Annotated in this window: 21 protein-coding genes; 16 read left to right on the top strand and 5 right to left on the bottom strand. The window is 69.1% G+C overall.

Features of this window, described 5'->3' with window-relative positions:
- The first annotated feature begins 45 nt into the window (after window positions 1-45).
- The 5 genes from OG555_RS01830 (at window position 46) to OG555_RS01810 (ending at window position 5,294) form a co-directional block, all read left to right on the top strand.
- Window positions 46-1,338 carry an ABC transporter substrate-binding protein gene (locus OG555_RS01830; protein ID WP_329480535.1) on the top strand — a complete coding sequence of 431 codons (1,293 nt, stop codon included), beginning with the start codon at window positions 46-48 and terminating at the stop codon, window positions 1,336-1,338.
- A gap of 35 nt (window positions 1,339-1,373) precedes the next feature.
- Entirely contained in the window at window positions 1,374-2,216 is an 843-nt protein-coding gene (locus OG555_RS01825; protein ID WP_329480533.1) for a carbohydrate ABC transporter permease, read from the top strand.
- Window positions 2,213-3,133: a carbohydrate ABC transporter permease gene (locus OG555_RS01820; protein WP_329480531.1), complete on the top strand. Its 921-nt coding sequence runs from the start codon at window positions 2,213-2,215 to the stop codon at window positions 3,131-3,133. Before OG555_RS01825 ends, OG555_RS01820 begins: the two co-directional genes overlap by 4 nt.
- 1,030 nt (window positions 3,134-4,163) lie before the next feature.
- Window positions 4,164-4,469 carry a hypothetical protein gene (locus tag OG555_RS42690; RefSeq protein WP_442914477.1) on the top strand — a complete coding sequence of 102 codons (306 nt, stop codon included), beginning with the start codon at window positions 4,164-4,166 and terminating at the stop codon, window positions 4,467-4,469.
- A 51-nt stretch (window positions 4,470-4,520) separates the two neighbouring features.
- Window positions 4,521-5,294, top strand: coding sequence for an LLM class F420-dependent oxidoreductase (locus tag OG555_RS01810; protein ID WP_329480530.1), 774 nt, complete (start codon window positions 4,521-4,523; stop codon window positions 5,292-5,294).
- A 56-nt stretch (window positions 5,295-5,350) separates the two neighbouring features.
- Here OG555_RS01810 and OG555_RS01805 read toward each other — a convergent pair whose 3' ends face one another.
- Window positions 5,351-5,767: a DUF1844 domain-containing protein gene (locus OG555_RS01805; RefSeq protein ID WP_329480528.1), complete on the bottom strand. Its 417-nt coding sequence runs from the start codon at window positions 5,765-5,767 to the stop codon at window positions 5,351-5,353.
- Between the two features lie 276 nt (window positions 5,768-6,043).
- On the opposite strand from OG555_RS01805, the gene infC reads away from it, so the two are divergent.
- The 5 genes from infC to OG555_RS01780 all read left to right on the top strand — a co-directional run bounded on the left by infC (window position 6,044) and on the right by OG555_RS01780 (window position 9,242).
- Complete coding sequence (gene infC / locus OG555_RS01800) at window positions 6,044-6,778, top strand: translation initiation factor IF-3 (protein WP_329480526.1); 735 nt, start codon at window positions 6,044-6,046, stop codon at window positions 6,776-6,778.
- Between the two features lie 84 nt (window positions 6,779-6,862).
- Window positions 6,863-7,057 (top strand): 50S ribosomal protein L35, encoded by a 195-nt coding sequence (gene rpmI / locus OG555_RS01795; protein WP_329480524.1) that lies wholly within the window; start codon window positions 6,863-6,865, stop codon window positions 7,055-7,057.
- 79 nt (window positions 7,058-7,136) lie between these two features.
- On the top strand, window positions 7,137-7,529 hold the full coding sequence (gene rplT / locus OG555_RS01790) for a 50S ribosomal protein L20 (RefSeq protein ID WP_131367113.1): 393 nt from the start codon (window positions 7,137-7,139) through the stop codon (window positions 7,527-7,529).
- 23 nt (window positions 7,530-7,552) lie between these two features.
- Entirely contained in the window at window positions 7,553-8,371 is an 819-nt protein-coding gene (locus tag OG555_RS01785; RefSeq protein WP_329480522.1) for a TrmH family RNA methyltransferase, read from the top strand.
- A gap of 166 nt (window positions 8,372-8,537) precedes the next feature.
- Complete coding sequence (locus OG555_RS01780) at window positions 8,538-9,242, top strand: hypothetical protein (RefSeq protein ID WP_329480520.1); 705 nt, start codon at window positions 8,538-8,540, stop codon at window positions 9,240-9,242.
- Here the strand turns inward: OG555_RS01780 and OG555_RS01775 are convergent.
- A complete protein-coding gene (locus OG555_RS01775) occupies window positions 9,232-9,936 on the bottom strand; it encodes a TetR/AcrR family transcriptional regulator (protein WP_329480518.1) in 705 nt (234 codons plus the stop codon). The two genes, OG555_RS01780 and OG555_RS01775, sit on opposite strands and share 11 nt — an antisense overlap.
- Before the next feature lie 55 nt (window positions 9,937-9,991).
- On the opposite strand from OG555_RS01775, the gene OG555_RS01770 reads away from it, so the two are divergent.
- The 6 genes from OG555_RS01770 (at window position 9,992) to OG555_RS01745 (ending at window position 20,158) form a co-directional block, all read left to right on the top strand.
- Window positions 9,992-11,524 carry an MFS transporter gene (locus OG555_RS01770; RefSeq protein WP_329480516.1) on the top strand — a complete coding sequence of 511 codons (1,533 nt, stop codon included), beginning with the start codon at window positions 9,992-9,994 and terminating at the stop codon, window positions 11,522-11,524.
- 177 nt (window positions 11,525-11,701) lie between these two features.
- Window positions 11,702-12,811 (top strand): phenylalanine--tRNA ligase subunit alpha, encoded by a 1,110-nt coding sequence (gene pheS, locus OG555_RS01765; protein WP_329480514.1) that lies wholly within the window; start codon window positions 11,702-11,704, stop codon window positions 12,809-12,811.
- The gene (locus OG555_RS01760) at window positions 12,811-15,390 is read left to right on the top strand and encodes a phenylalanine--tRNA ligase subunit beta (protein ID WP_329480512.1); all 2,580 of its coding nucleotides are present in this window, start codon (window positions 12,811-12,813) and stop codon (window positions 15,388-15,390) included. Before pheS ends, OG555_RS01760 begins: the two co-directional genes overlap by 1 nt.
- 5 nt (window positions 15,391-15,395) lie before the next feature.
- Window positions 15,396-16,943, top strand: a complete 1,548-nt coding sequence (locus OG555_RS01755; RefSeq protein WP_329480510.1) for a gamma-glutamyltransferase — start codon at window positions 15,396-15,398, stop codon at window positions 16,941-16,943.
- A gap of 36 nt (window positions 16,944-16,979) precedes the next feature.
- Window positions 16,980-17,954, top strand: a complete 975-nt coding sequence (locus OG555_RS01750; RefSeq protein ID WP_329480508.1) for a glycosyltransferase family 2 protein — start codon at window positions 16,980-16,982, stop codon at window positions 17,952-17,954.
- On the top strand, window positions 17,951-20,158 hold the full coding sequence (locus tag OG555_RS01745) for a hypothetical protein (RefSeq protein ID WP_329480506.1): 2,208 nt from the start codon (window positions 17,951-17,953) through the stop codon (window positions 20,156-20,158). Before OG555_RS01750 ends, OG555_RS01745 begins: the two co-directional genes overlap by 4 nt.
- Before the next feature lie 1,083 nt (window positions 20,159-21,241).
- On the opposite strand, the gene OG555_RS01740 is transcribed toward OG555_RS01745, so the two are convergent.
- From OG555_RS01740 to OG555_RS01730, 3 genes are all read right to left on the bottom strand, one after another.
- Complete coding sequence (locus OG555_RS01740; protein WP_329480504.1) at window positions 21,242-21,760, bottom strand: GNAT family N-acetyltransferase; 519 nt, start codon at window positions 21,758-21,760, stop codon at window positions 21,242-21,244.
- 219 nt (window positions 21,761-21,979) lie between these two features.
- On the bottom strand, window positions 21,980-22,852 hold the full coding sequence (locus tag OG555_RS01735) for an RNA polymerase sigma-70 factor (RefSeq protein WP_329480502.1): 873 nt from the start codon (window positions 22,850-22,852) through the stop codon (window positions 21,980-21,982).
- Window positions 22,849-23,403 carry a carboxymuconolactone decarboxylase family protein gene (locus OG555_RS01730; protein WP_329480500.1) on the bottom strand — a complete coding sequence of 185 codons (555 nt, stop codon included), beginning with the start codon at window positions 23,401-23,403 and terminating at the stop codon, window positions 22,849-22,851. Before OG555_RS01730 ends, OG555_RS01735 begins: the two co-directional genes overlap by 4 nt.
- Window positions 23,404-23,455: the final 52 nt, after the last annotated feature.

The raw sequence follows: 23,455 nt of genomic DNA, 5'->3' as shown, positions 1-23,455 counted from the left end.
GATAGTGCAGGAGCTATACCGGTTTATCAAACCCAGGAGATTTCCATGCGTAGACGCCGTCTGGCGCCGGTGGCAGCCCTCGCCGCCGCCGCTCTCACTCTGGCTGGTTGCGGCCTCGGATCCGGCGATTCCGGCAGTGCCGCCGCCAAGCCGACCGTCGACGCGAACGCCCAGGTGACCGGTGAGGTCAGCTTCCAGACCTGGGCCCTGAAGCCGAAGTTCACGACGTACGTCGAAGGTGTGATCAAGGCCTTCGAGACGAAGTACCCGGGCACCAAGGTCACCTGGCTGGACCAGCCGGGCGACGGCTACGACAAGAAGGTGCTGAGCCAGGCCTCGGCCGGCCAGCTGCCGGACGTGACCAACCTGCCGCCGGACTTCGCCCTCTCGCTGGCCAAGCAGGACATGCTCCTCGACGTCGGCGCCGCCGACCCGAAGATCAACGACGAGTACGTCGAGGGCGGCGTCCAGGCGTACCAGTACCAGGGCATGAACGGCACCTTCGGCTACCCCTGGTACCTGAACACCGACATCGACTACTGGAACGCGACCAAGTTCGCCGCGGCCGGACTCGACGTGAAGAACCCGCCGAAGACGTTCGACGAACTGCTCGCGGCCGCCAAGGTCATGCACGACAAGACCGGCGGCAAGGAGTACCTGATGAGCCGGCTGCCCGGCATCGGTGACTTCACCAACGCCGGCGTGAAGATCCTGTCCGACGACGGCAAGAAGTTCGTCTTCAACACCCCTGAGGCCGCCGCGCTGCTGGACAAGTACCGCGACGCCTACAAGGCCGGCTACCTGCCGCGCGACATCCTGACCCAGGAGTACCTGGGCAACTCCAAGCTCTTCACCCAGGGCAAGGTCGCCTGGACCACCGGTGGCGGCAACGCGATCCAGGACTTCCAGAAGGACAACCCGTCACTGAAGGGCAAGGTCGTCCCGTCGCCCGCGCTCGACACCCCGCCGCTGTACGTGCAGGGCCTGTCGGTGTCGGCCAAGACCAAGAACCAGGCGGCCGCGATCGCGCTGGCCCGGTTCGTCACCAACGCGGAGAACCAGGCCGCGTTCGCCAAGATCGTGAACATCTTCCCGTCCACGAAGGCGTCCGCCTCGGACCCGTACTTCTCGAAGAGCGACGGTACGCCGGAGAGCGACGCCAAGGTGCTCGCATTCCAGTCGCTGGCCAAGGCGAAGGTGCTGCAGCCGCCGGTGATCAGTGGCGCCACCAACGACTTCATCGGGCAGCAGATCTCGCTCGCGATCGCCGGCAAGATCTCGTCCCAGGCAGCCCTCGACGCGGCGGTGGCGAAGGCCAACCAGCTCCTCACGCAGTAATGCGGTATCACCGCTGGTTCACACCGTGGGTGCTGGTGATCCCGGCACTCGCCTGGTTGCTGGTGTTCAACCTCTGGCCGTCGATCAACACCGTCATCCTGTCGTTCACCAACGCCAGGCCGATCGGCGGCGGCACCTTCGTCGGGCTGAAGAACTTCGAGACCCTCCTGCACGACGAGCAGTTGCGCTGGGCGCTGCTGAACAGCGTCATCTATATGGTGGTCTGCCTGCCGTTCCTGACCGTCCTGCCGCTGCTGCTCGCCGTACTGGTGGAGAAGAAGCTGCCCGGGATCACGTTCTTCCGGACCGCCTTCTACACCCCGGTGGTGGCCTCGGCGGTCGTGGTGGCGCTGATCTGGCAGTGGATCCTCGACGATCGCGGTCTGGTCAACGGACTGGCCGAGAAGCTCGGTGTCATCTCCGGGCCGCTGCCGTTCCTGTCCGACCAGTGGCTGTTGTTGCTGAGTGCAATCAGTCTGACGATCTGGAAGGGGCTCGGGTACTACATGATCATCTACCTGGCCGCCCTCGGGAACGTCGGACGTGAGCTGCACGAGGCCGCAGCGGTCGACGGCGCCGGGTCGTTCCGGCGGTTCGTCCACATCACCATCCCCGGGGTGCGCGGGACGATGATCCTGATCTCGATCCTGATCTCGGTGTCGGCGCTGCGGGTGTTCTCCGAGCTGTTCATCCTGAGCGGTGGCAAGGGTGGTCCGGGTGGCCGGGACAACTCGGTGGTGATGCTGATCCAGCAGTACAGCCAGGGCTTCGAGGGCAACCTCGGGTACGCGTCCGCGTTGTCGATCGTGCTGTTCTTGGTCACCGTCGTACCGATGCTGGTGCTGGCCCGCCTGAACCGCCAAGGAGCCGAAGCATGAGTGTTGTCACCGATTCGGCGCGGCCGGCTGTTGTCGAAGCTCCTGATACGCCGGGGGGTTCGAAGCGTCGGCGTGGAACCTTCGGATTCAACACCGTCTCGCCGCGCGAGAAGGTGGTCCGCTACCTGCTGCTGGTGTTCGTGCTACTGATCACGATCGGGCCGTTCCTGTGGCAGTTGTCCACGTCGCTGAAGGGATCCGGGGAGGACATCTACACCCGGATCCCGCGGTTGCTGCCGGCCCAGCCGACGATCGACCACTACAAGTCCGTGACCGACACGATCCCCGTCTGGGATTATGCGCGGAACTCGCTGGTGGTCGCCGTACTCGTTGTTGGAGGCAACGTTATTGGGGCGTCGCTGGCCGGGTTCGCGTTGTCGCGGTTGCAGTTCCGCGGGCGCCGGCTGGTGCTCGGGCTGTTCCTGGCCACGCTGGTGTTGCCCGGTGAGGTGACGATCATCTCGCAGTACGTGACGGTGCGGGAGTTCGGGCTGGCGAACACGCTGTTCGGGGTCGCGCTGCCCGGCATGATCGGGGCGCTGAACGTGCTGCTGATGTACAACGCGTTCCGGTCGCTGCCGATCGAGGTCGACCAGGCGGCGATCGTGGACGGCGCGAACGCGTGGCAGCGGTTCGTGTACATCGGGCTGCCGTCGGTCCGGGGGACCATCAGCGTGGTCGCGATCTTCGCGTTCATCGGCGCGTGGGACGACTTCCTCTGGCCGCTGATCGTGCTCACCGACCCGAACAAGTACACGCTGACCGTCGGCCTGCAGTACCTGTCCGGCACCTTCAGCAACAACCCCCGCCTGATCGCCGCGGGCACGATGATCGCCTTCATCCCGATCGTGATCGTCTTCGCCACCCTCCAACGCTTCTTCTTCAAAGGCGTCGAAGAAGGCGCCGTCAAGGGCTGACCCGCACGGGTGCACCCACGGCCACCCCACCGTCGCGTCCGCTGCGCGCGCTCCCGGCCCGCCCGGGGGTGCGCGCTGCCGCGCTTCGTCGAGAACACCGGCCGACCTTGGACATCCCAGCGGACAACACTGCGCCAGCCCCGGTCGCTGGTCGCCGCCACTCGCCCCGCCCGGCTACCCGACTGCCCCGCGCCGGCTGCCCGACTGCCCCGCCCGGCCGCCCGGCCGCCCGACAGCCCCGCCTCGCTACCCCGCCCGACAGCCCCGCCTCGCTACCCCGCCCGACAGCCCCGCCTCGCTACCCCGCGCGGTGGCTTGGTCGGTCACTTTGTGCACCAGATCCGTACGGTGCCGGCCCTCCGGGTACGGATCTGGTGCACAAAGTCGATCTCTGCTGTGGCCGGCACCGGTTCGGCCAGGGTCCGGGCTCGCTTCCGCGGTGCTGGCATACTCACCGAGCAACGCGGTCCTGCCTCGGTCACGCTCCGATCCGGGGCGGCGGTGAGCTGACGGTGGGGTTGGTGAGTGTCTCAGGTCCGTGCCGATCCCCGCAGCAGCGGCGTCGACACCGCCAAGGTCGGGTAGCCACCGAGACGCCACAACGGCTCGGACAACGCCTCGGCTCGGGGAGTTCTCCCCTCGTAAACGAAGAGAAAGCCAGCACGCGTTCGGATATCGGCTCCACCCTCCGAGGCGCCGTTTGACGGCGGGGGTCGGGTCCGCTGCGGGCGTCGCGGCGGGCGTGGAGCGGCCTGGACGACGCACGACCGGCCGTGCGGACACCAAGTTGGGGCCTGGGACAACTCATGACCTGTCCCAGGTCCCGACACCTTGTCCCAGCTCCCTGCTCCGGCCCGAAATCCCCGCCCACCGCTCGTCGCCGCCCGCGCCCGCCGTCTTCCGCCGCCGACCGCCGCCGACCGCCGGCGCCGGCCGGTGGTGGTTGTCGTTCCGCCCGGGCTGCGAGCTTCATCGAGTTCGCCGACAGACCTCGGGCACTCGTCGGGGTCTTGGACTGGGTGCGGGGGGTTTGGACAGGTTATTTCTTGTTCAAGGCCACCGCTTCTTGTTCGTGCTGCTCGTCGGGGATCCATTGGAGGAGATCGCCGGGTTGGCAGTTGAGGGTTCGGCAGATGGCTTCGAGGGTGCTGAAGCGGACGGCTTTGGCTCGGCCGTTCTTGAGGACTGCGACGTTGGCGCGTGTGAGGCCGGGGACACCGAGGCGGCGCTGGCGGCGTACGAGTCCGACCTCTTCCCCCGCGCCGAACAGTCCGCGGCCGAATCCGCCGCCACCCTCGACCTCTGTTTCGCCCCGATGCCCCCATCAGCCTGCTGAACTTCTTCAGCACGATTGGGTAGGACGTACCGCATCTGAGGGAGCACTGTCATGAGACCAGTCCGCATCGGTGCCCAGCTGGCGCCGCAGCGCGCCGAGTACGCCGCGATCCGCCGGGCCGCCGCCGAGGTCGAGGACCTGGGCGCGGACATCCTCTTCACCTGGGACCACTTCTTCCCACTGGGCAAGATGGCCGAGGGCAAGCACTTCGAGGGCTGGACGATTCTCGCCGCGTGGGCCGAACAGACCTCCCGCATCGACCTCGGGGTCCTGGTCAGCTGCAACAGTTACCGCAACCCCGACCTGCTGGCGGACATGGCGAGGACCGTCGACCACATCAGCGGTGGGCGGGTCGTGTTCGGGATCGGCGCCGGCTTCAAGGAACGCGAGTTCCTCGAGTACGGGTACGAGTTCCCCTCGCCCGGCCGCCGGGTGGCCGAGCTCGCCGAGGCCCTGCCGCGGATCGAGAAGCGCCTCGCCGCGCTGAACCCGCCGCCGATCGGCCCGATGCCGATCCTGATCGCCGGCGGTGGCGAGCAGAAGATGCTCCGCGTGGTCGCCCGGCATGCCGACATCTGGAACACCTTCGCCGAGGGCGAGGACCTGGTCCGAAAGCTCGGCGTGCTCGATCGGCACTGCGCCGAGATCGGCCGTGACCCGTCGACGATCGAACGCTCCGTCCACGTCGGAGGCGATCCCTGGCAGAACGGTCCGGCCCTTCGCGAGCTCGGTGTCAGCCTGTTCACGGTCTCCACGAGCGGACCCGACTACGACCTCGACACCATCCGCCGCTGGATCGCCTGGCGCGACGAACAGAACGCCTGACGCTGTAAAGGATCGCCGGCCTCTTCATCCTCACCCCCGAGGTCCCGCAGACGGGGTTACCTGCGGGCGGCGGTGGGGTGGACGGGGCCGGTGTACTTCTCGCCAGGCCCGGCGCCGGGCTCGTCTGGGATGGTGGAGGACTCCTTGAAGGCCAGCTGCAGAGAGCGGAGGCCGTCGCGGAGGGGGGCGGCGTGGTGGTGGCCGAGGGACGGGGCGGAGGCGTCGAGGAGGCCGGCGAGCGCGTCGATCAGGGAGCGGGCCTCGTCGAGGTCCTGGTGGTCGGGGAGGTCTTCGGCCAGGCCGAGGTGGACGGCGGCGGCGCTCATCAGGTGGAGGGCGGCGGTCGAGATGATCTCCACGCTGGGTACGTCGGCGATGTCGCGAGACACTGTGGACAGCGGATCCGGGCGGCTGTCGTCCGCGGCCGCCGGCTGAGCGTCGTCCGGCTGCGAAGTGGCACCTGAGTCGGTCATGCTGCTACTCTTACATGGCGACCGACCCGGTCCGTTGGTGACCCCTGAGCGGAATACTCGAGGGCCTCCGGTGGTTCGAGTCTAAGCGGAGGGCCACCTCCCACCCAGTCGATGCAGAGTCGGCGGGTCCCGGTCACGCTGAGAGGTTCTGGAGGATATCCGGAGAATCACAGCGGTCGTACGGCGTACCACCCGGAGGGGTTGGGACGTCGTCGATCTGGGAATTGGGCCTTCGTGTGATCGCACGGAGGCCTTGGTGTTTTCCAGGGGCTTTCGGTGATCACGAGGTGGCACCAGTACGAGCACAACCCAGGAGGACCCATCACCATTGAACTGCGCGTCAACGAGCGCATCCGCGTTCCCGAGGTGCGACTGGTCGGACCGAACGGTGAGCAGGTAGGCATCGTCCGGATCGAGGACGCACTTCGGCTGGCACAGGAGGCCGATCTCGACCTCGTCGAGGTCGCGGCAACAGCCCGGCCTCCCGTCTGCAAGCTGATGGATTTCGGCAAGTACAAGTACGAGACTGCGCAGAAGGCGCGCGAGTCCCGCCGGAACCAGACCAACACGGTCATCAAAGAGATGAAGCTGCGGCCGAAGATCGACCCGCACGACTACGAGACCAAGAAGGGTCACGTCGTCCGGTTCCTGCGTGCCGGGGACAAGGTCAAGATCACCATCATGTTCCGCGGACGTGAGCAGTCCCGCCCGGAGCTCGGCTTCCGGCTGTTGCAGCGGCTGGCCGAGGACGTGAGCGAGCTCGGCTTCGTCGAGTCCTCGCCGCGGCAGGACGGCCGGAACATGATCATGGTGCTCGGACCGCACAAGAAGAAGTCCGAGGCGCGCGTGGACGTGGAGGCCGAGAAGGCGAAGAAGCAGGCCGAGCGTGACGCTGAGCACGAGGCGGAGCGCGCCGAGCGCGCCGAGCAGGTTCAGGCGCACGAGGCCGAGCGAGCCGCCGGCTCCACGAAGAAGCCGAAGGGTCCGGCAGACAACCTCGACCCGGAGTGACGTGATTGCTCCGGCCGGCCGCGAGGACAGCCGGAGCACCGCACCGAGTTCGAGTCAACGAAAGAACAACAGGAGTACATAGCCATGCCGAAGATGAAGACCCACTCGGGGATGAAGAAGCGCGTCCGGATCACGGGCACGGGCAAGGTCCGCCGCGAGCAGACCGGTATCCGCCACCTCGCCGAGGCGAAGTCGTCCCAGCGCAAGCGTCGCCTGAGCGGCACCGTCGAGGTCGCGCCGTCGTACGCGAAGAAGGCCAAGAAGCTTCTCGGCATCTGAGCACCGCCCTTCCCCCCGAACATCCCCGCCGAGTGGGCCCAGTCCGGCTCTGGCGCAGAAGTACAAGGAGTAACACCTCATGGCACGCGTGAAGCGGGCAGTCAACGCCCACAAGAAGCGCCGGGTCGTCCTGGAGCAGGCCAGCGGCTACCGCGGCCAGCGCTCGCGTCTGTACCGCAAGGCCAAGGAGCAGGTCACCCACTCGCTCGTCTACGCCTACCGGGACCGCAAGGCGCGCAAGGGCGACTTCCGCAAGCTGTGGATCCAGCGGATCAACGCCGCGGTCCGCGCCGAGGACCTGACCTACAACCGGTTCATCCAGGGTCTGCGGCTGGCCGAGGTCGAGGTCGACCGGAAGATCCTCGCCGACCTGGCCGTCAACGACCCGGCCGCGTTCTCCGCGCTGGTGCAGGTGGCCAAGGCCGCCCTGCCGGCCGACGTGAACGCGCCGAAGTCCGACGCCGCGGCCTGAGCAACACCCCGAACAGCACTGCAGTGGCGAGCCCTGGTCTGCTGACCGCACAGTCCGTGCGGATCAAGCAGGCCCGGCGGCTCGCCACTCGTGCGTTCCGGCGCAAGACCGGCCGCTTCCTGGTCGAGGGACCGCAGGCGGTCCGCGAAGCCCTCGAGCACCGCGAACTCGTCCTCGAGGTGTACGCCGAACCCGCCGTCGCCACCCGTCACCGTGACCTCCGCGACCTGGCCGAGGCCGCCGGTGTGCCCTGGTTCGAGGTCAACCGCGCCGCCGCCGAGGCGCTCAGCGAGACCGTCACTTCGCAAGGCGTGGTCGCCGTCTGCTCCCTCGTCGACACACCGTTGGACCAGGCGGTCCGTTGTACCGCCAAGTTGGTGGCCGCCGGCGTGCAGGTCCGGGATCCCGGCAACGTCGGCACCTTGATCCGTACGGCGGATGCCGCCGGCGCGGATGCGGTCGTCCTGTCGTCGGAGTCCGTCGACCCACACAACCCGAAGGCGGTCCGGGCCAGTGTGGGCAGCATCTTCCACGTGCCGATCGCCGTCGACGTGGACATCGCCGCGGCCGCCAAGTCCTGGCGGGACCAGGGACTGCAGGTCCTCGCCGCCGACGGGTACGGCTCCTCCGACCTGGACAGCTGCATCGAGGACGGCACCCTGACCCGGCCGACCGTCTGGCTGTTCGGCAACGAGGCCCACGGTCTCCCCGACGGCTTCGACGCCATCGTCGACCGCTCGGTGAAGGTCCCGATCTACGGCCGCGCCGAGTCCCTCAACCTCGCCACCGCCGCCGCCATCTGCCTGTACGCGTCGGCCCGGGCCCAGCGCCGTACCGGTTGACGCCGACGCGGCGGCCGTGTCAGCGTTGGCGCAGCGCGTGCCAGGGCGCCTCCTCTCCGCGGCAAGCACCGAGTGCACCTGGATCGAACAGCAGGACTCATGACGGCCGGTGAACCCTTCGGGACGGCCTGTTTCAGCGGAGCGGGCTGCCCTGGAAGGACCATCGATGTCGACCACACCGCTGCCCGCCAAAGCCAGCCTCAGCCAGCTGCGCATGCAGGCGAAGGACCTCCGCAAGGCTGTGACCAAGGGACGTCCGGACGCGATCGAGCGGGTCCGGGCCCAACACCCCAACTACACAAATGGTTTTACCCTGCGGGACGCGCAGCTGACCATCGCCCGTGAGTACGGGCTGGCCAGTTGGCCCGAGCTGATGGCGAAGGTGGCCACCGAGCTCGTCGAGGGCCGCGAACTGCACCGCTACTTCGGCGTCGAGCTCAACAACGAGACCTGGGACCTGCTCGAGCAGATCGACGAGACCAGTCCGCTCCTCGACCAGGAGCGCGTCCTGTACGGCGCGTACGCCGCCTGCCTGCACTGGCTCGAAGCCGGCAACGAAGCGAACCATGCCCGTGGCGAGCACCTGATCGCCCGGGTCGCACTGCGGATCGGCTGCGTCGAGCTCGGCCTCGGCCACGCGCGGCGTTGTCTGCAGCTCATCCAGAACCACCCGGATCAGATGGGCGACTGGGACGAACCGTTCGCCCGTGAGGCACTCGCCCGCGCGCTCGCGGCGACCGGCTCGCCCGACCAGGCGCGAGCCGAACTCCGCCGGGCGGAGGAACTCACGGCACTGGTCGCGGATCCCAGAGACCGCGAAGTACTGCTGACCGAGCTCGGCAAGGAGCCGTGGTTCGGCCTCACTTCCTGAGGCGAGCCTCGAGCCCGTCGAGCAAGGCGTCGAGGCCGAAGGCGAAGGACTCGGTGAACAGCGCGTTCACATCCTGGTCGGCGCGTCGCCGGACCGACTCCTGCATGCCGGGCAGGTCGGTGGAGAGGACTTCGGCCTGCTGCAGAAGGTCCCCGCTCATCTGCTCCAAGGACTGGCCGGCCCTCCGTGCCATCTCGCGGGTCGCGACCTCGGAACTCGCGGTGCCGAGGACGTAGGACATCACGCTGCCCATCGCGAAATCGACGTCCGGGCCGGAGAAGCCGGCCGCGCCGAACAGCACCAGGCCGCGCGAACCGAGCGTCATGGCGTTCGGCCCGATGCTGGGCCGGACGTACATGATCTCGGGGAGCCACGGATGGCGGAGCACGGTGGCCCGCAGGCTGTGGCCCAACAGCAGCGCACCGTTCCGCCAGCCGACCAGCTCAGGATCCGGTACGTCGACCTCGCTCCAGATCTCGTCGATGAGCAGGTCGATCAGGTCGTCCTTGGTCGGCACGTGCCAGTAGAGGCTGGTCGCGCCCGCACCGAGCTTGGCGGCCAGCTTCCGGATGCTGAGCCCGGCCAGGCCCTCCGCGTCGAGGGTCGCCATCGCCGTCTGCACGATCTGCTCCCGGCTGAGCGCCTCTCGGGCCGGTGCGGCGGCCCGCTGCCGGGTCCAGATCGATTCCTTCATGACGCCATCCTAATAACCTCTGGAACACTGTACGAGTTTGTCGTACAGTGTGCGAGTGACTAGTACACCGTTCGAGTCCTCCTCTGATTCTTCGGCGACCGGCCATCCGCGACGCTGGTGGATCCTGCTGATCCTGTGCCTGAGCCTGATGGTGCTGGTCGTCGACAACACCGTGCTCAACCTGGCGATCCCCTCGCTGATGCGCGACCTGGACGCGACACCCGCGGACATTCAGTGGGTGATCGACGCGTACATCCTGGCGTTCGCCGGGCTGTTGCTGACCGCGGGCAGCCTGTCCGACCGGTTCGGGCGCCGGAAGATGCTGCTCCTCGGGCTGGTCATCTTCGGGGTGGCCTCGCTGCTGGCGACGCTGGCCCAGAACCCAGGGCAGTTGATCGCGTGCCGCGGGCTGATGGGTGTCGGCGGCGCGCTGCTGATGCCGAGCACGCTGTCGCTGCTGTTCACGGTGTTCCCGCCGCAGGAGCAGCGCAAGGCGATGGCCGGCTGGTCGATGGTCGCGATGGTCGGCGTGGTCGCCGGTCCGACCGTGGGCGGTGTACTGCTGAACCACTTCTGGTGGGGCTCGATCTTCTGGCTGAACGTGCCGATCGCCGTCCTCGCGATCATCGGCACGCTGGCCCTGATCCCGGAGTCGAAGGGGCCGGCGCGCGACGTCGACCCGGCCGGCGCGGTGCTGTCGATCATCGGGATGGCGGCGGTCGTGTGGGCGATCATCTCGATCCCGGCCGACGGGTTCGGTTCCGCGAAGGTGCTCGGCGGGCTGGCCGTCGGGGTGGCGGCGCTGACCGGGTTCGCGCTGTGGGAGATGCGGAGTGAGCACCCGATGGTGCCGCTCGCGCTGTTCCGGGATCGGAACTTCAGTGGGACGAGCTTCTCGATCGTGTTGCTGTCGTTCACCGCCGGAGGGCTGCTGCTGGCGCTGACGCAGTACCTGCAGTTCGTGCTCGGGTACACGCCGCTCAAGGCCGGCCTGGCGTTGATCCCGTACGCCGTGGCCGCGACGGTGTTCAACGCTCTCGGGGCGACGCTCGGCAAGAAGATGGCGGATCGCACGCTGATCGTGCTGGGGCTGGTGATCATCGCCGGCAGCTTCGGCATCCTGACCCAGGTCTCCGACCCGACCGGTTACGGCCTGCTGATCATCGGTCTGATGGTGATGGGCGTCGGCGGCGGTCTGGCCGGGCCCGCGGCGTACACGCTGCTCATGCAGGCGGTTCCGCCGGACCACCGCGGTGTCGGATCGGCGATGAACGACACCGTCCAGCAAACCGGTGCCGCGCTGTCGGTCGCCGTACTGGGCAGCGTGCTGGCTGCGGCGTACTCCTCGTCGCTGCCGGACTCGGTTCCCGAACCGGCGCGCACGTCGATCGCGGACACGCTCGCCCTCGGCCCGGACTTCGTCGCCGCGGCCCGGACCGCCTTCACCGACGCCATGTCGATCTCGATGACAGTCGGCTTGATCGGTGCACTGGCCGGCGCGCTGGTCGCTCTCGTGGTGCTGCCGCGCCGGCAGGCCAAGCAGGCGACGCAGGAAGCCGTCCCGGCGGTGGACGACACGGTGCACTGACCTGACGCGGCGCAGCGTTGTCGGCTTTGCGGTAACTAAATTGCGCTAGGTGACCGGGATGTTCCACAAAGCGCGTGCTGGGGGCTTGGGGCGCGGGCTGTGGACAGGCGATTCACGCTCCGGGGCGAGAGGTTCCTAGACTGCAATCCGCAGAAGTTCCGAAACCGAGAGCGAGCCATGTCCGGTCCCAACACTGATTACGACCCGGTCGAAGTGACGCCGCTGCATGCCGAAGAGGTGGAGCGGACCCGCGACGAGGCACTGAAGGCCTTTACCGAGGCGGCCGACCTGGCCGCCCTGCAGGAGGCGAAGGGCGCGCATCTCGGCGAGAAGTCGCCGATCGCGCTGGCCAACCGGGAGATCGGCGCGCTGCCGCCGCAGGGCCGTAAGGAGGCCGGTCAGCGGATCGGCGCGGCCCGGAAGGCGATCAATGAGGCCTTCGCGGCCCGGCTCGCGGTCCTCGAGGCCGAGCACGAGGAGCGGATGCTGGCCACCGAGCGCGTCGACGTGACGCTGCCGTGGCACACCCCCGAGCTCGGCGCGCGGCACCCGCTCTCGCTGATCTCCGAGCAGGTCGCGGACGTCTTCACCGCGCTCGGCTGGGACGTCGCCGAAGGCCCCGAGGTCGAGGCCGAGTGGCTCAACTTCGACGCCCTGAACTTCCAGCCCGACCACCCGGCCCGGCAGATGCAGGACACCTTCTTCGTCGAGCCGGCCGGATCCGGCAAGGTGCTGCGGACCCACACGTCCCCGGTGCAGGCCCGGTCGATGCTGACCCGCAAGCCGCCGATCTACGTGATCTGCCCGGGCCGCGTGTTCCGCACCGACGAGCTGGACGCGACCCACACGCCGGTCTTCTACCAGGTCGAGGGCCTCGTGGTGGACGAAGGCATCACGCTCGCGCACCTGAAGGGCACGCTCGACCACTTCGTCGTCTCGATGTTCGGCGAGGGCCTCGAGGCGCGCCTGCGGCCGAACTTCTTCCCGTTCACCGAGCCGTCGGCCGAGGTGGACCTGAAGTGCTTCGTCTGCCGCGGAGCCTCCGTCGGCAACCCGGACCGCCCGTGCCGCACCTGTGGCAGCGAGGGCTGGATCGAGTGGGGCGGCTGCGGCGTGGTGAACCCACGGGTCCTGCAGGCCTGCGGCATCGACACCGACCGGTACTCCGGCTTCGCGTTCGGGATGGGCCTGGAGCGGACGCTCATGTTCCGCAACGGCGTCGAGGACATGCGGGACATGGTCGAGGGTGATGTGCGGTTCAGCCGCCAGTTCGGGATGGAGATCTGATGCGGGTCCCACTGTCATGGCTTCGTGAGTACGTCGACCTCCCGGCCGGGGTCACGGGTCGCGGCGTCGCGGAGAAGCTGATCCGGGCCGGCCTCGAGGTGGAGACCGTCGAGGAGTCCGACCTGACCGGGCCGCTCGTGGTCGGCAAGGTCCTCACCTACGAGGACGAGCCGCAGAAGAACGGCAAGACCGTCCGCTGGTGCTCGCTCGACATCGGCAAGGACGAGCCGCAGTGGGTGGTCTGCGGTGCGAACAACTTCGCGGTCGGTGACCTCGTGATCGTCGTACTCCCGGGCGCCGTGCTGCCGGGTGGGTTCGCGATCTCGGCGCGGAAGACGTACGGGCATGTCTCCAACGGCATGATCTGCTCGAGCTCGGAGCTCGGCCTGGGTGACGACGGTACGCACGGCATCGTCGTACTCGAGCCGGGTGAGGCCGAGCCGGGTGACGACGCGATCGAGCTGCTCGCGCTGCGCGACGACGTGCTCGACATCGCGGTCACCCCGGACCGCGGCTACTGCCTGTCGATCCGTGGTGTGGCTCGCGAGGCGGCTACGGCGTACGGCGTTCCGCTGAAGGATCCGGCCGACCTGGCGCTCGACGGTTCTGGCTTGGGCGGCTATCCGGTGCGGGTCGATGATGCCGAAGGCTGCGGCGTCTTCGTCACCCGGACGGTGACCGGCATCGACGCGAAGGCGCTCTCGCCGCGGTGGCTGCAGAAGCGGCTGCTGGCGGCCGGGATGCGCCCGATCTCGATCGGCGTCGACATCACCAACTACGTGATGCTCGAGCTCGGCCAGCCGATCCACGGCTACGACAAGGATCGGCTGTCCGGCGAGATCGTGGTCCGGCGGGCCTACGCCGGCGAGAAGCTGATGACGCTGGACGACCAGACCCGTGAGCTGGACGCCGAGGACCTCCTGATCACCGACGACTCCGGCCCGATCGGCATCGCCGGTGTGATGGGTGGCGCGTCGACCGAGATCTCCGACGCGACCACCGACGTGGTGATCGAGGCCGCGCACTTCGACCCGATCGTGATCGCCCGCGCGTCGCGGCGGCACAAGTTGTCGTCGGAGGCGTCGCGGCGGTTCGAGCGCGAGGTCGACCCGCTGCTGCCGCGGTACGCCGCCCAGCGCGTCGCCGACCTCCTCGCCGATTTGGCCGGTGGCACCATCCGGCCGGACGAGACCGTCGTCGACACCCACGCCCTCCCCGAGCCGGTTACCCTCCGCGCCGATCACGCCGCCCGGGTCGCGGGAGCACCGATCTCCATCGCCGAGACCGTCCTGCACCTGCAGTCCGTCGGGTGCGCGGTCGAGCGCGCCGTCGCCGACGCGGTGCCGGCACCGCTCGCGGCGGGTGTGCATGCCCCGGCGCTGGTTGTCGCCGCACCCTCGGCCCCGGCTGGCCTCGCAGCTGGGCTTGCTGGTGATGACTTGCTGACGGTGACTCCGCCTTCGTGGCGGCCCGACCTGCGGGATCCCAATGACTTTGCCGAAGAGGTTATTCGGCTGTTCGGGTTCGTCAACGTGCCATCGGTTCTGCCGCCCGCGCCGGGTGGGCAGGGGCTGACGGTGTCGCAGCGGCGGCGCCGCCGGATCGCGACCGCGCTGGTCGGCGCGGGCCTGACCGAGGTCGTGTCGTACCCGTTCGCCGGGGACGCCGACTTCGACGCGATGGGCCTGCCCGCCGACGACTCCCGCCGTACGACGGTCAAGCTGGTCAACCCGTTGTCCGACGAAGAGCCGTCGATGCAGACCACGCTGCTCGCGACCCTGCTCCGGACCGCCGAGCGCAACGTCGGCCGCGGCGCCACCGATCTGGCGATCTTCCAGACCGGCCTGGTCTTCCTGCCGAAGCCGGACGCGAAGCCCGCACCACTGCCGTCCGTCGCGCACCGCCCGAGCGACGCCGAGATCCAGTCCCTGTACGACGCTCTGCCCGAGCAGCCGCTGCACGTCGCAGTGGTGCTGACCGGTTCACGCACGCCGACCGGTTGGTGGGGCAAGGGTCGCCCGACCGAATGGGCGGATGCCGTCCAGTTCGCCCGGATGATCGCGTCGGTGGTCGGTGTCGAGCCGGTCGTGAAGAACGTGGAGCTCGCGCCGTGGCATCCGGGCCGGTGCGCGGAGTTCTCCGTCGACGGCAAGGTCGTCGGTCACGCCGGTGAGCTGCATCCGAAGGTCTGCCAGGCGTTCGGTCTGCCGGCGCGGTCGAGCGCGGTCGAGCTCGACCTGGACGCGTTGATGGCGGCCGGTCCGGAGTCGATCACGGCGACACCGTTCTCGTCGTACCCGGTGGCCAAGGAGGACGTGGCGTTGATCGTCCCGGCCGAGGTGGCGGCGGCGGACGTGGAGGCGGCGCTGGTCGAGGGTGCGGGGGCGTTGCTGGAGTCGATCCGGCTCTTCGACCTGTACACCGGTGAGCAGATCGGCGCGGGGAAGAAGTCGCTGGCGTTCGCGCTCCGGTTCCGGGCGCCGGATCGCACGCTGAAGGAGAACGAGGTCGCCGACGTCCGGCAGGCCGCGGTCCAGGTCGCCGTCGACCGCTTCGGCGCCGTCCAACGGGTCGGCTAGCCATCATGAGCGGCAGTCATCCGAGGGTGGCAGTGGCGGCGCCGAACGCGGCAGCTGCTGAGGCCGGCGTGCGGGTGGCCGCCGAGGGCGGGAACGCGGTGGACGCGGCGATCGCGGCCACGTTGGTGACGATGGTGAACGAGATCGGCGTGGTCTCGCCGGCCTCGGGCGGCTTCGTCACCCTGCAGGTCGCCGGCGGCGACGCGGTCACCATCGACGGCTGGGTGGAGATGCCGGGCCGCGGCGCGTCCACCGACCGGTTCGGCCGCGGCGTCTGGGACATCACCACCGACTACGGCGGCGGTACGACGACCACCGTCGGCCACGGATCCGTCGCGACCCCCGGCGGGATGAAGGCGCTCGACCTGGCCCACCAGCGATCCGGGAAGGCGCCCTGGCGTGAGGTGGTCCAGCCCGCGATCGACGTCGCCCGGAACGGGTTCGCGCTGAGCCGGACCTCGGGCTACTACCTCGGCTTCACCCACGAGATCATCTTCGGCTGGCACCAGCCGAGCCATCAGGTCGTGCACGAGGACGACGGTTCGGTGATCAAGGCCGGCACCACCGTCGTGATCCCCGAGCTCGCCGAGGCGCTCGAACTGATCGCCCGCGACGGCGCCGAGACCATGTACACCGGTGAGCTCGCCCAGCTACTCATCCACGACATGGCCGAGAACGACGGCATCCTCACCGCGGAAGACCTTGCGGCGTACGAGGCCGTCGTACGGCCGGCGCTGATGGTCCGGCAGAACGGCTGGCGCCTGGCGACGAACCCGCCGCCGGCCGTCGGTGGTGTCGCGGTCGCCGCGATGCTCGCGCTGCTCGACGGCGTACCGGCCGACGGCAGCTGGAGGCAGTCCGAGCTCGAACGGCTCGTCGAGGTGCAGCACGCCGTACTCGGACGGCGGCTGGCCGAGCTGGACGAGGAGGACAGGCGGCAGCTCGAGGCCAACAAGCTGCTGGACCTCGCGGCGGCCGGTGATCTCCGCGCCCTGTCCTCACCCAGTACGGCGACTGTCTCGGTGGTCGACGACGAGGGCGACGCCTGCGCGATCACCGTGTCGTCCGGCTACGGCTCCGGCGTACTCACCCCAGGCACCGGCATCTGGCTAAACAACGCCCTCGGCGAGCAAGAGCTGCTGCACGGCGGTCCGCACAGCCTCGCGCCCGGCACGCGGCTCACCTCGAACATGGCCCCCAGCGTCGCGCGCAGGGACAGCGACGGCGCGGTGCTTGCGATCAGCTCGCCCGGCTCCGACCGGATCCCGACCGCGCTGGCGCAGGTCTACGCGCTCTATACGCACGGTGGGTTGCCGCTGCGCGAGGCGGTCGACCATCCGCGGCTGCACGTCCGCGTCCGTGAAGACGTGGTCGTCGACTATGAAGACGACCTGCCTGTGTCCGGTTCGACCGCGCTGCCGACCCGGCCGATGCCACCGCACTCGATGTACTTCGGTGGCGTCGCGGCCGCGTTCTGGGATCCGGCCGACGGCCTGCTCGCGGTCGGCGACCCCCGCCGTACCGGGGCAGTCGCCATCTCGCCGGGCCAGTAAGGTCAACCCTCTGACAACTGAGCTGGGAGGCAGCCGATGCGGGACACCGAGGACCCCGAGCTCTCCGTCGTCGTACCGATGTACGACGAGGAGGACGTGCTGCCGATCTTCTTCGACCGGATGCATCCGTTGCTCGACAGCCTCGGCATCAGCTACGAGGTGCTCGTCGTCGACGACGGCAGCCGGGACAAGACGGCCGCACTGCTGCTCGAGGCCGTGCAGGACTGGGCCCAGCTCCGCGTCGTCCGCCTGCTCCGGAACAGTGGTCACCAGGCCGCGCAGTCGGCCGGCTTCCGCCGCGCCCGCGGCCGGTACGTCGTCACCATCGACGCCGACCTGCAGGACCCGCCGGAAGTGATCGCCGAGTTCCTGTCGGCCGTCCGCGAGCAGGACGTCGACGTCGTGTACGGCGTTCGCGCGGACCGCTCGAGTGATTCCTGGGCGAAGCGGACGACGGCCCGGCTGTATTACCGGCTGATGTGCCGGCTGGTCGGCAAGGACATCCCGTTCGATGCGGCCGACTTCCGGCTGGTGTCGCGCCGGGTGGTCGACGCGGTCAACGCACTCCCCGAGGACGGCCGGGTGTTCCGGTTGGTGATCCCGTGGCTCGGGTTCCCGAGCGCCGAGGTCCGGTACGTCCGTGCCGAGCGAGCCGCCGGGACGACGAAGTACAGCCTGTCCAAGATGCTTCGGCTCGCGTTCGACAGCGTGACCGCGTTCTCGGCGGCGCCGCTGCGGCTGGCGACCTGGCTCGGCCTGCTCGGCGGCCTGATGTCCGCGCTGTTCGTGGTCGGCGCGCTGGCGATCAAGGTGAGCGGCCACAGCATTCCCGGTTGGACATCGACCGTGCTCGCGGTCAGCGTGATCGGCGCGATCCAGTTGCTCTGCCTCGGCCTGCTGGGTGAGTATGTGGCCCGGTTGTTCCAGTCCAGCCAGCGGCGCCCGCAGTTCCTCGTCGGGTACGACAGCCTCGAAGACCAAGGGCATCAGGAACCGGTCCAGCACAGATGAGGCGGTTGCTCCCGTGGCTGCTGCCATTGCTGGTAGCGGTCCTCGGGCTCGCGTCGGTCGACGTCGGTCCCGGCCCGATCGTCAAGTACGCCGTGTACTTCGCGCTGGCGATCGCACTCCCCGGGACTCTCCTGCTCCGCGCCGCGTGGCGTAGTACCGGCAACTGGGCGGAGGACGTCGGCCTCGGGTCTGTCGTCGGAGCGACCTGGCAGCTGATCGGCTGGGCATTGTTCACCGCCCTCGGCTGGCAACGCTGGTTGATCGTCTGGCCGGCTTTGGTACTGGTCGCCTTCGCGGCGTTCGGACGGAGGTTCTGGCGGATCGCCGACCCGAAGCCGTTGCCGGTCGCGTGGACCTGGGGACTGGCCGTGTCGTCAGCGGTCGTGCTCGGCGCGTCAACAGTCGGCGTGATGGCGTATCACCCGATGCCTCCGGGCGGTACGGCGTACTACCCGGACCTGCTCTATCACCTGTCGATGGTGCACGAGCTGATGCGGTCGGTGCCGCCGGAGTTGCCACAGGTCGCGGGGGAGCGGCTGGAGTACCACTGGTTCGCGAACGCCGACATGGCCGGGGCCGTGGACATCACCCGCCTCGCACCGATCGTCGTGGTCTTCCGGCTGTGGCTGCTGCCCTGGCTGGTCGTCGCCCTGCTCGTGTGCGCGACGTTGGCGCGGACGGTGAGTCGCACCTGGTGGACCGGCGTACTCGCGGCTCTCGCTCTGGCCGCGCCGCAGTTGTACTTGCTCGTCGACACGAGTGTGAATCTCGCCGCGCCGGTCAGCTTCCTCAGTCCGTCGCAGACGTTCGGGATGGTCGCCGGTGTGACGGTGGCGGTGTTCCTGATCGAGTTGCTGTTCCGCAACGCCGGGGGCTGGTTGTGGGTGGTCGCGGTCGCCGTCGCGATCGTCGGCGGTGGGTCGAAGCCCGCGGTGCTGCCGCTGCTGGTCGCGGGGGTCGGGCTGGCCGCGGTGTTCTTGCTGGTGACGACCCGGCGCGTGCCTGCGCGGATCGTCATCGCTGGGACCGCGCTGGTGGCGGTGGGTGTGGGGACCATGCTGACGGTTGCCGGGAGCACCAATGGTTCCGGGGTGCAGTTCCTCGCCGTGCTGAAGTCGCTTCCCGTCTACACGGCCGCGACCGGTGATACGACGCAGCCCGGGGCGGGCGGTCTGATTGTGCCGGCGCTGGCACATGGTGCGGTGGTCGGGACGCTGACGCTGCTGTTGGGGTTGCTGCTCACGCTGCAGGCGATGGCGCTGGTCGGCTTCGGGGTCGTCGGCCGGCGGGATCCGGTGGCGTGGTTCCTGCTGGGTGCGATGATCGCCGGCTGGGCGGGTTACCTCTTGATCGACCATCCGTCCGTGAGCGAGTCCTATTTCATCTACACGGCCGCGCCGTTCAGTCTGGCGGGAGCGGGCTGGTTCGCGGCGACCAGTGCCCGCGCGGCGCGCAGGCCGGTCTGGGTGGCGGTCGCGGCGTTCGGCCTCTCGGTGATCTACGCCGGTCTTTTCGTGTGGGCAAGGGGGGTGCCGGCCGGTCCGCCGAGCCGTCAATTGTGGGCGAGTACGCGGCTGCTGCTCGTCGTACTCGCGTTGACGGTCGTGCTGCTGGTCGTGTGGCGGCGGTTCTTGCGGCAGGCGGGTAGCGGGTTGTTCGTCGTACTGATGTTGCTGGCGATCGCGCCGATCAGCTCGTTCATCCAGAGCGCGGTGCATGGGGACACCGAGAAGTCGCCGACGTATCGGGCGCCGCGGTGGGTGGTGTATCCGGATGAGGCCTCGGCGGCGTTGTGGCTGGGTTCGCACTCGGCGCCGACGGATGTGGTCGCCACCAACACGTGGTGCCGGCCGGCCGGACCGCAGACGCCGGGGTGTGACGCGCGGGGGTACCTCGTCAGCGGGATGGCGGGCCGGCGGACGGTGATCGAGGGCTGGGCGTACACGAACCAGGCCATGGCCGCGCAGGGCGTCGGCGGCCGCCGCTACACCGAGCAGCCGTCGCCATGGCCCGAGCGGGTCGCGCTCACCAACCAGACCCTGGCCGCGCCGACCGCGGACGTGCTGCGGCGGCTGCGCGACGAGTACGGCGTTCGCTGGGTGTACGCCGACTCCCGCGACGGGACCGTGTCACCTGCACTCGACCGGCTGGCCGTGCTGCGACACAGCGTCGGCAAGATCAAGATCTACGAACTCGGAGAGTGATTGTCCCGTAACATTGGGTCCGCGTAGACCGTTACCTCTACGCAGGCCCGCCCGTCGCCCACCGCCTCCGACCAACTCGAGGGGTATCCGTCTGACGCATCCGTGGGTGGTTCGATCGCCTCCTTCGCGTCCCCGGCAGTCGGCCTCGTCCTGCCGGTTGCCGCCGAGGTGGGGAGAATCTCGTCCCGGATCGGGTGTGGAGATCGGGTGGGAGATCCTCCCCAGCCTGGCCCGGGTTCCCCGCCTACGGGTCTCGACCTGGGCGGACGTGGCGCATTCACTAACCCGGTCGTCAGCCGTCGACTGCTCGCGGCCGAGCCGGGGCATCTCTGGCGTCGCGCTGGTTGATGAGTGGTGCAGGTCCGGTCAGCGGCGCGGCATCGCCACACCCGCCACCGCCACGGGGCGGGCGGGGTGTGGCGGACTCCCAGGCCATCACAATCACCGAGACGCCGGGACCGCCCGCGGGAGGCCATTGTCCCCGCCTCGTTGTGATGGCCTGGCGATCCGGTCGACGGCACGGGCTACACCCACGGAACCGACCGGAGCGCCAGATATCCCCACGATTGATGCCTTCTCTCCTCGGACGCCGGTGGAGAACGCAGCACGCGCCCGGATATCCGGACAGCGTCAGGGGTGGTGGCGCGGCCTGCGGCGCCGTCGTCTGACGGGCGGGCCCGCGAACACCACGTCGGGCCTTGAACACCCCACGACCTGTCCCAGGCCCCGACAACCTGTCCCAAGCCCCCACGCCTGCCCGAAGTCCTCGCCGACGTACGCCGCCTCCCCGCGGCTGCCGTGTGCCGCCTCCCCGCGGCTGCCGTGCGCCGCCTCCCCGAGGTCCCCGTACGCCCGCCGTACCGCCGCCCGTCCTGGCCGCCGTGTCGCCGCCTCGCCCCGGCCGCCGTACGGCGCCGTCGCGGCCGACTCGTACGCGCCACTTGGTGGTCGGCAGCCGACTTTGTGCACCGTTGACGCGTCGTCGCCAAGGGGGCTCGGTGCGGACTCGGTGCACAAAGTCAGGCGGGTCGGCTACGGGCGGCCGACAGGAGATCCCACGGACGGCGGAGGTGAGGGCTGGGGCTACAGGTCCAGGACGAGCAGGATCTCGTCGCGGTAGTCGTCCTCGACGACGCGGACCGCGCGTGGGTGGCGGCCGACGACACGGTAGCCGAGGGGCTCGTAGAACTGCTCGAGGCCGAGGCCGTCGCGGATGGTCAGCTGGAGTTGTTCCAGGCCGAGGTCCACGGCCGAGCCGCGTAGGCCCTCCATCAGCACGCGGCCGGCGCCGTTGCCCTGGTGCTGCGGATGGACCATGACCCGCAGCACCGTGCGCCAATGCGCCTGTAGTGCGCTGCCGCGATCCACCAGCAGGCCCATCCCGGCGTACCGCTCGCCGGTGTGCAGCACGCCGAGCAGGTCGAGACCGGCCGCGACCCGGCCGAGCGCCTCGTCGAGCGTCTCCGCGACCAGCTCGACCGGGGCGGGTGGTGTGAACCCGACCGCGCCGCCGGCATCGGTGGCCGCGATCCAGGTGTCCAGCAGATCCCCCCGCAAGCCCGGATCCAGCGCGTCGTCCGGTTCCACCACCAGGTACTTCACGGCACCTCCATCTGCGACTGAGTTGCAGATAGTCTAAGGCCCCAGGTCACGCAGAGGCGGGACCGTGCTCGGGTCATCTCAGGTGATCCATCGCCTACTGCGCGGCACTCGGTACGGCACCTCGCCGCACTGGCGCAAAGGCCACGATGCTCCGCATCGAGACCTTCGCTCCAGCACGCCGATGCACCGCACCGAGCACCTGCTCGCTACGGCGCTGGATCACCTGAGATGACCCAACTTCTCCGGGTTGCGGATCAGGTAGAGCTCGGTGATCAGTTCGTCGGTGGTTTCGAGGAACGCGACCGTGTCCGGCTCGTCGTCGAAGTACGCGATGAACGCGGTGTCGTCGTTCAGCGTGGCCATCCGGATCTCGAAGTTCGGGTTCTCCGCGATCACCGCGAACAGCCAGCGGGCGATCTTCTCCGGGCCGTGGATCGGGCGCAGCGCGGCCCGCTTCTTGCCGCCGCCGTCGCTGATCAGTACGGCGTCCGGCGCGAGCAGCGACACGACCTGGTCGAAGTCGCCGGAGCCGGCCGCCGCCATGAATCGCATCGTGAGCTCGTTGTGCCGCGCCTTGTCGACGTGGTGCCGCGGCTGGCGCGCGTGCACGTGCTCGCGGGCCCGGTGCGCGAGCTGCCGGACCGCGCTCTCCGACCGGCCGAGGGTGTCCGCGATCTCGTCGTACGGGAGATCGAACACCTCACGCAGGACGAACGTGGCGCGCTCGAGCGGCGAGAGCGTCTCGAGGACGACCAGCATCGCCATGCTGACGGAGTCGGCCATCTCGACGGCGGCCGCCGGGTCGTCGTTCGACGCGAGGGCCGGACCTATCGGCTCGGGCAGCCACGGGCCGACGTACTGCTCCCGCCGCGCCTTCTGCTCGCGCAGCCGGTTGAGCGCGAGCCGTGTGGTGATGCGGATCAGGTACGCGCGTACGTCGCGGATGTCGTCGTGGTCGATCGCGGCCCAGCGCAGCCAGGCCTCCTGGACCACATCCTCCGCGTCGCTGACACTGCTGACCACCCGGTACGCCGCTCCGACCAGGACGGCCCGGTGTTCGTCGAACTCCCGGGCCAGCTGCTCGTCGTTCACCGGACCGGCCTCAGCTCGCAGAACTCCTTGAAGCCCTGGCTGGTCAGGCCGAGCGCGGCGTTGACGCGGGAGCGGTAGTTCTCCAGCGAAACCATCGCGGTCAGCTCGACCAGCTGCTCGTCGGTCAGGTCCTGGCGCAGCCGCTCGACCTGCTCGTCGGTGACCTCCGGCGGGGTCGCTGTCATCGCCTCGGCGTAGTCCATCACCGCGCGCTCCAGATCCGTGTAGACGTCGCTGTCCCGCCACCCTGGCACATCGCGCAGCTTGACCGGGTCGACACCCTGGTGGTGGAACTCCCAGTAGCCGAAGTCCATGCACCAACTGCACCCGATCCGCGCCGACACCACCATCACCGCCAGTGCCTTGAGCCCGGGATCCAGCGCCTTCCAGCGCGCCGCCGTCCCCTCCAGCAGCAGGGTCGACACCAGCACCCTGCGGTTGTGCAGTGCGACCTTCCCGGGATCCGGCACCTTCCCGTACTTCCGCCGGCTGCCCCACTCCGCCAACCGCACAAACCAGGTCCGCTCATGCTCCAGCCCGATCCGAGCCATCAAACCCACCTCCAGGTCGTCGTCCCCTCCCGGACACGCCCCACCGGCCGCC

The sequence above is a fragment of the Kribbella sp. NBC_01484 genome, assembly GCF_036227145.1.
In the GTDB taxonomy this organism is placed as follows: domain Bacteria; phylum Actinomycetota; class Actinomycetes; order Propionibacteriales; family Kribbellaceae; genus Kribbella.
This window is presented reverse-complemented; position numbering and strand designations above follow the sequence as displayed.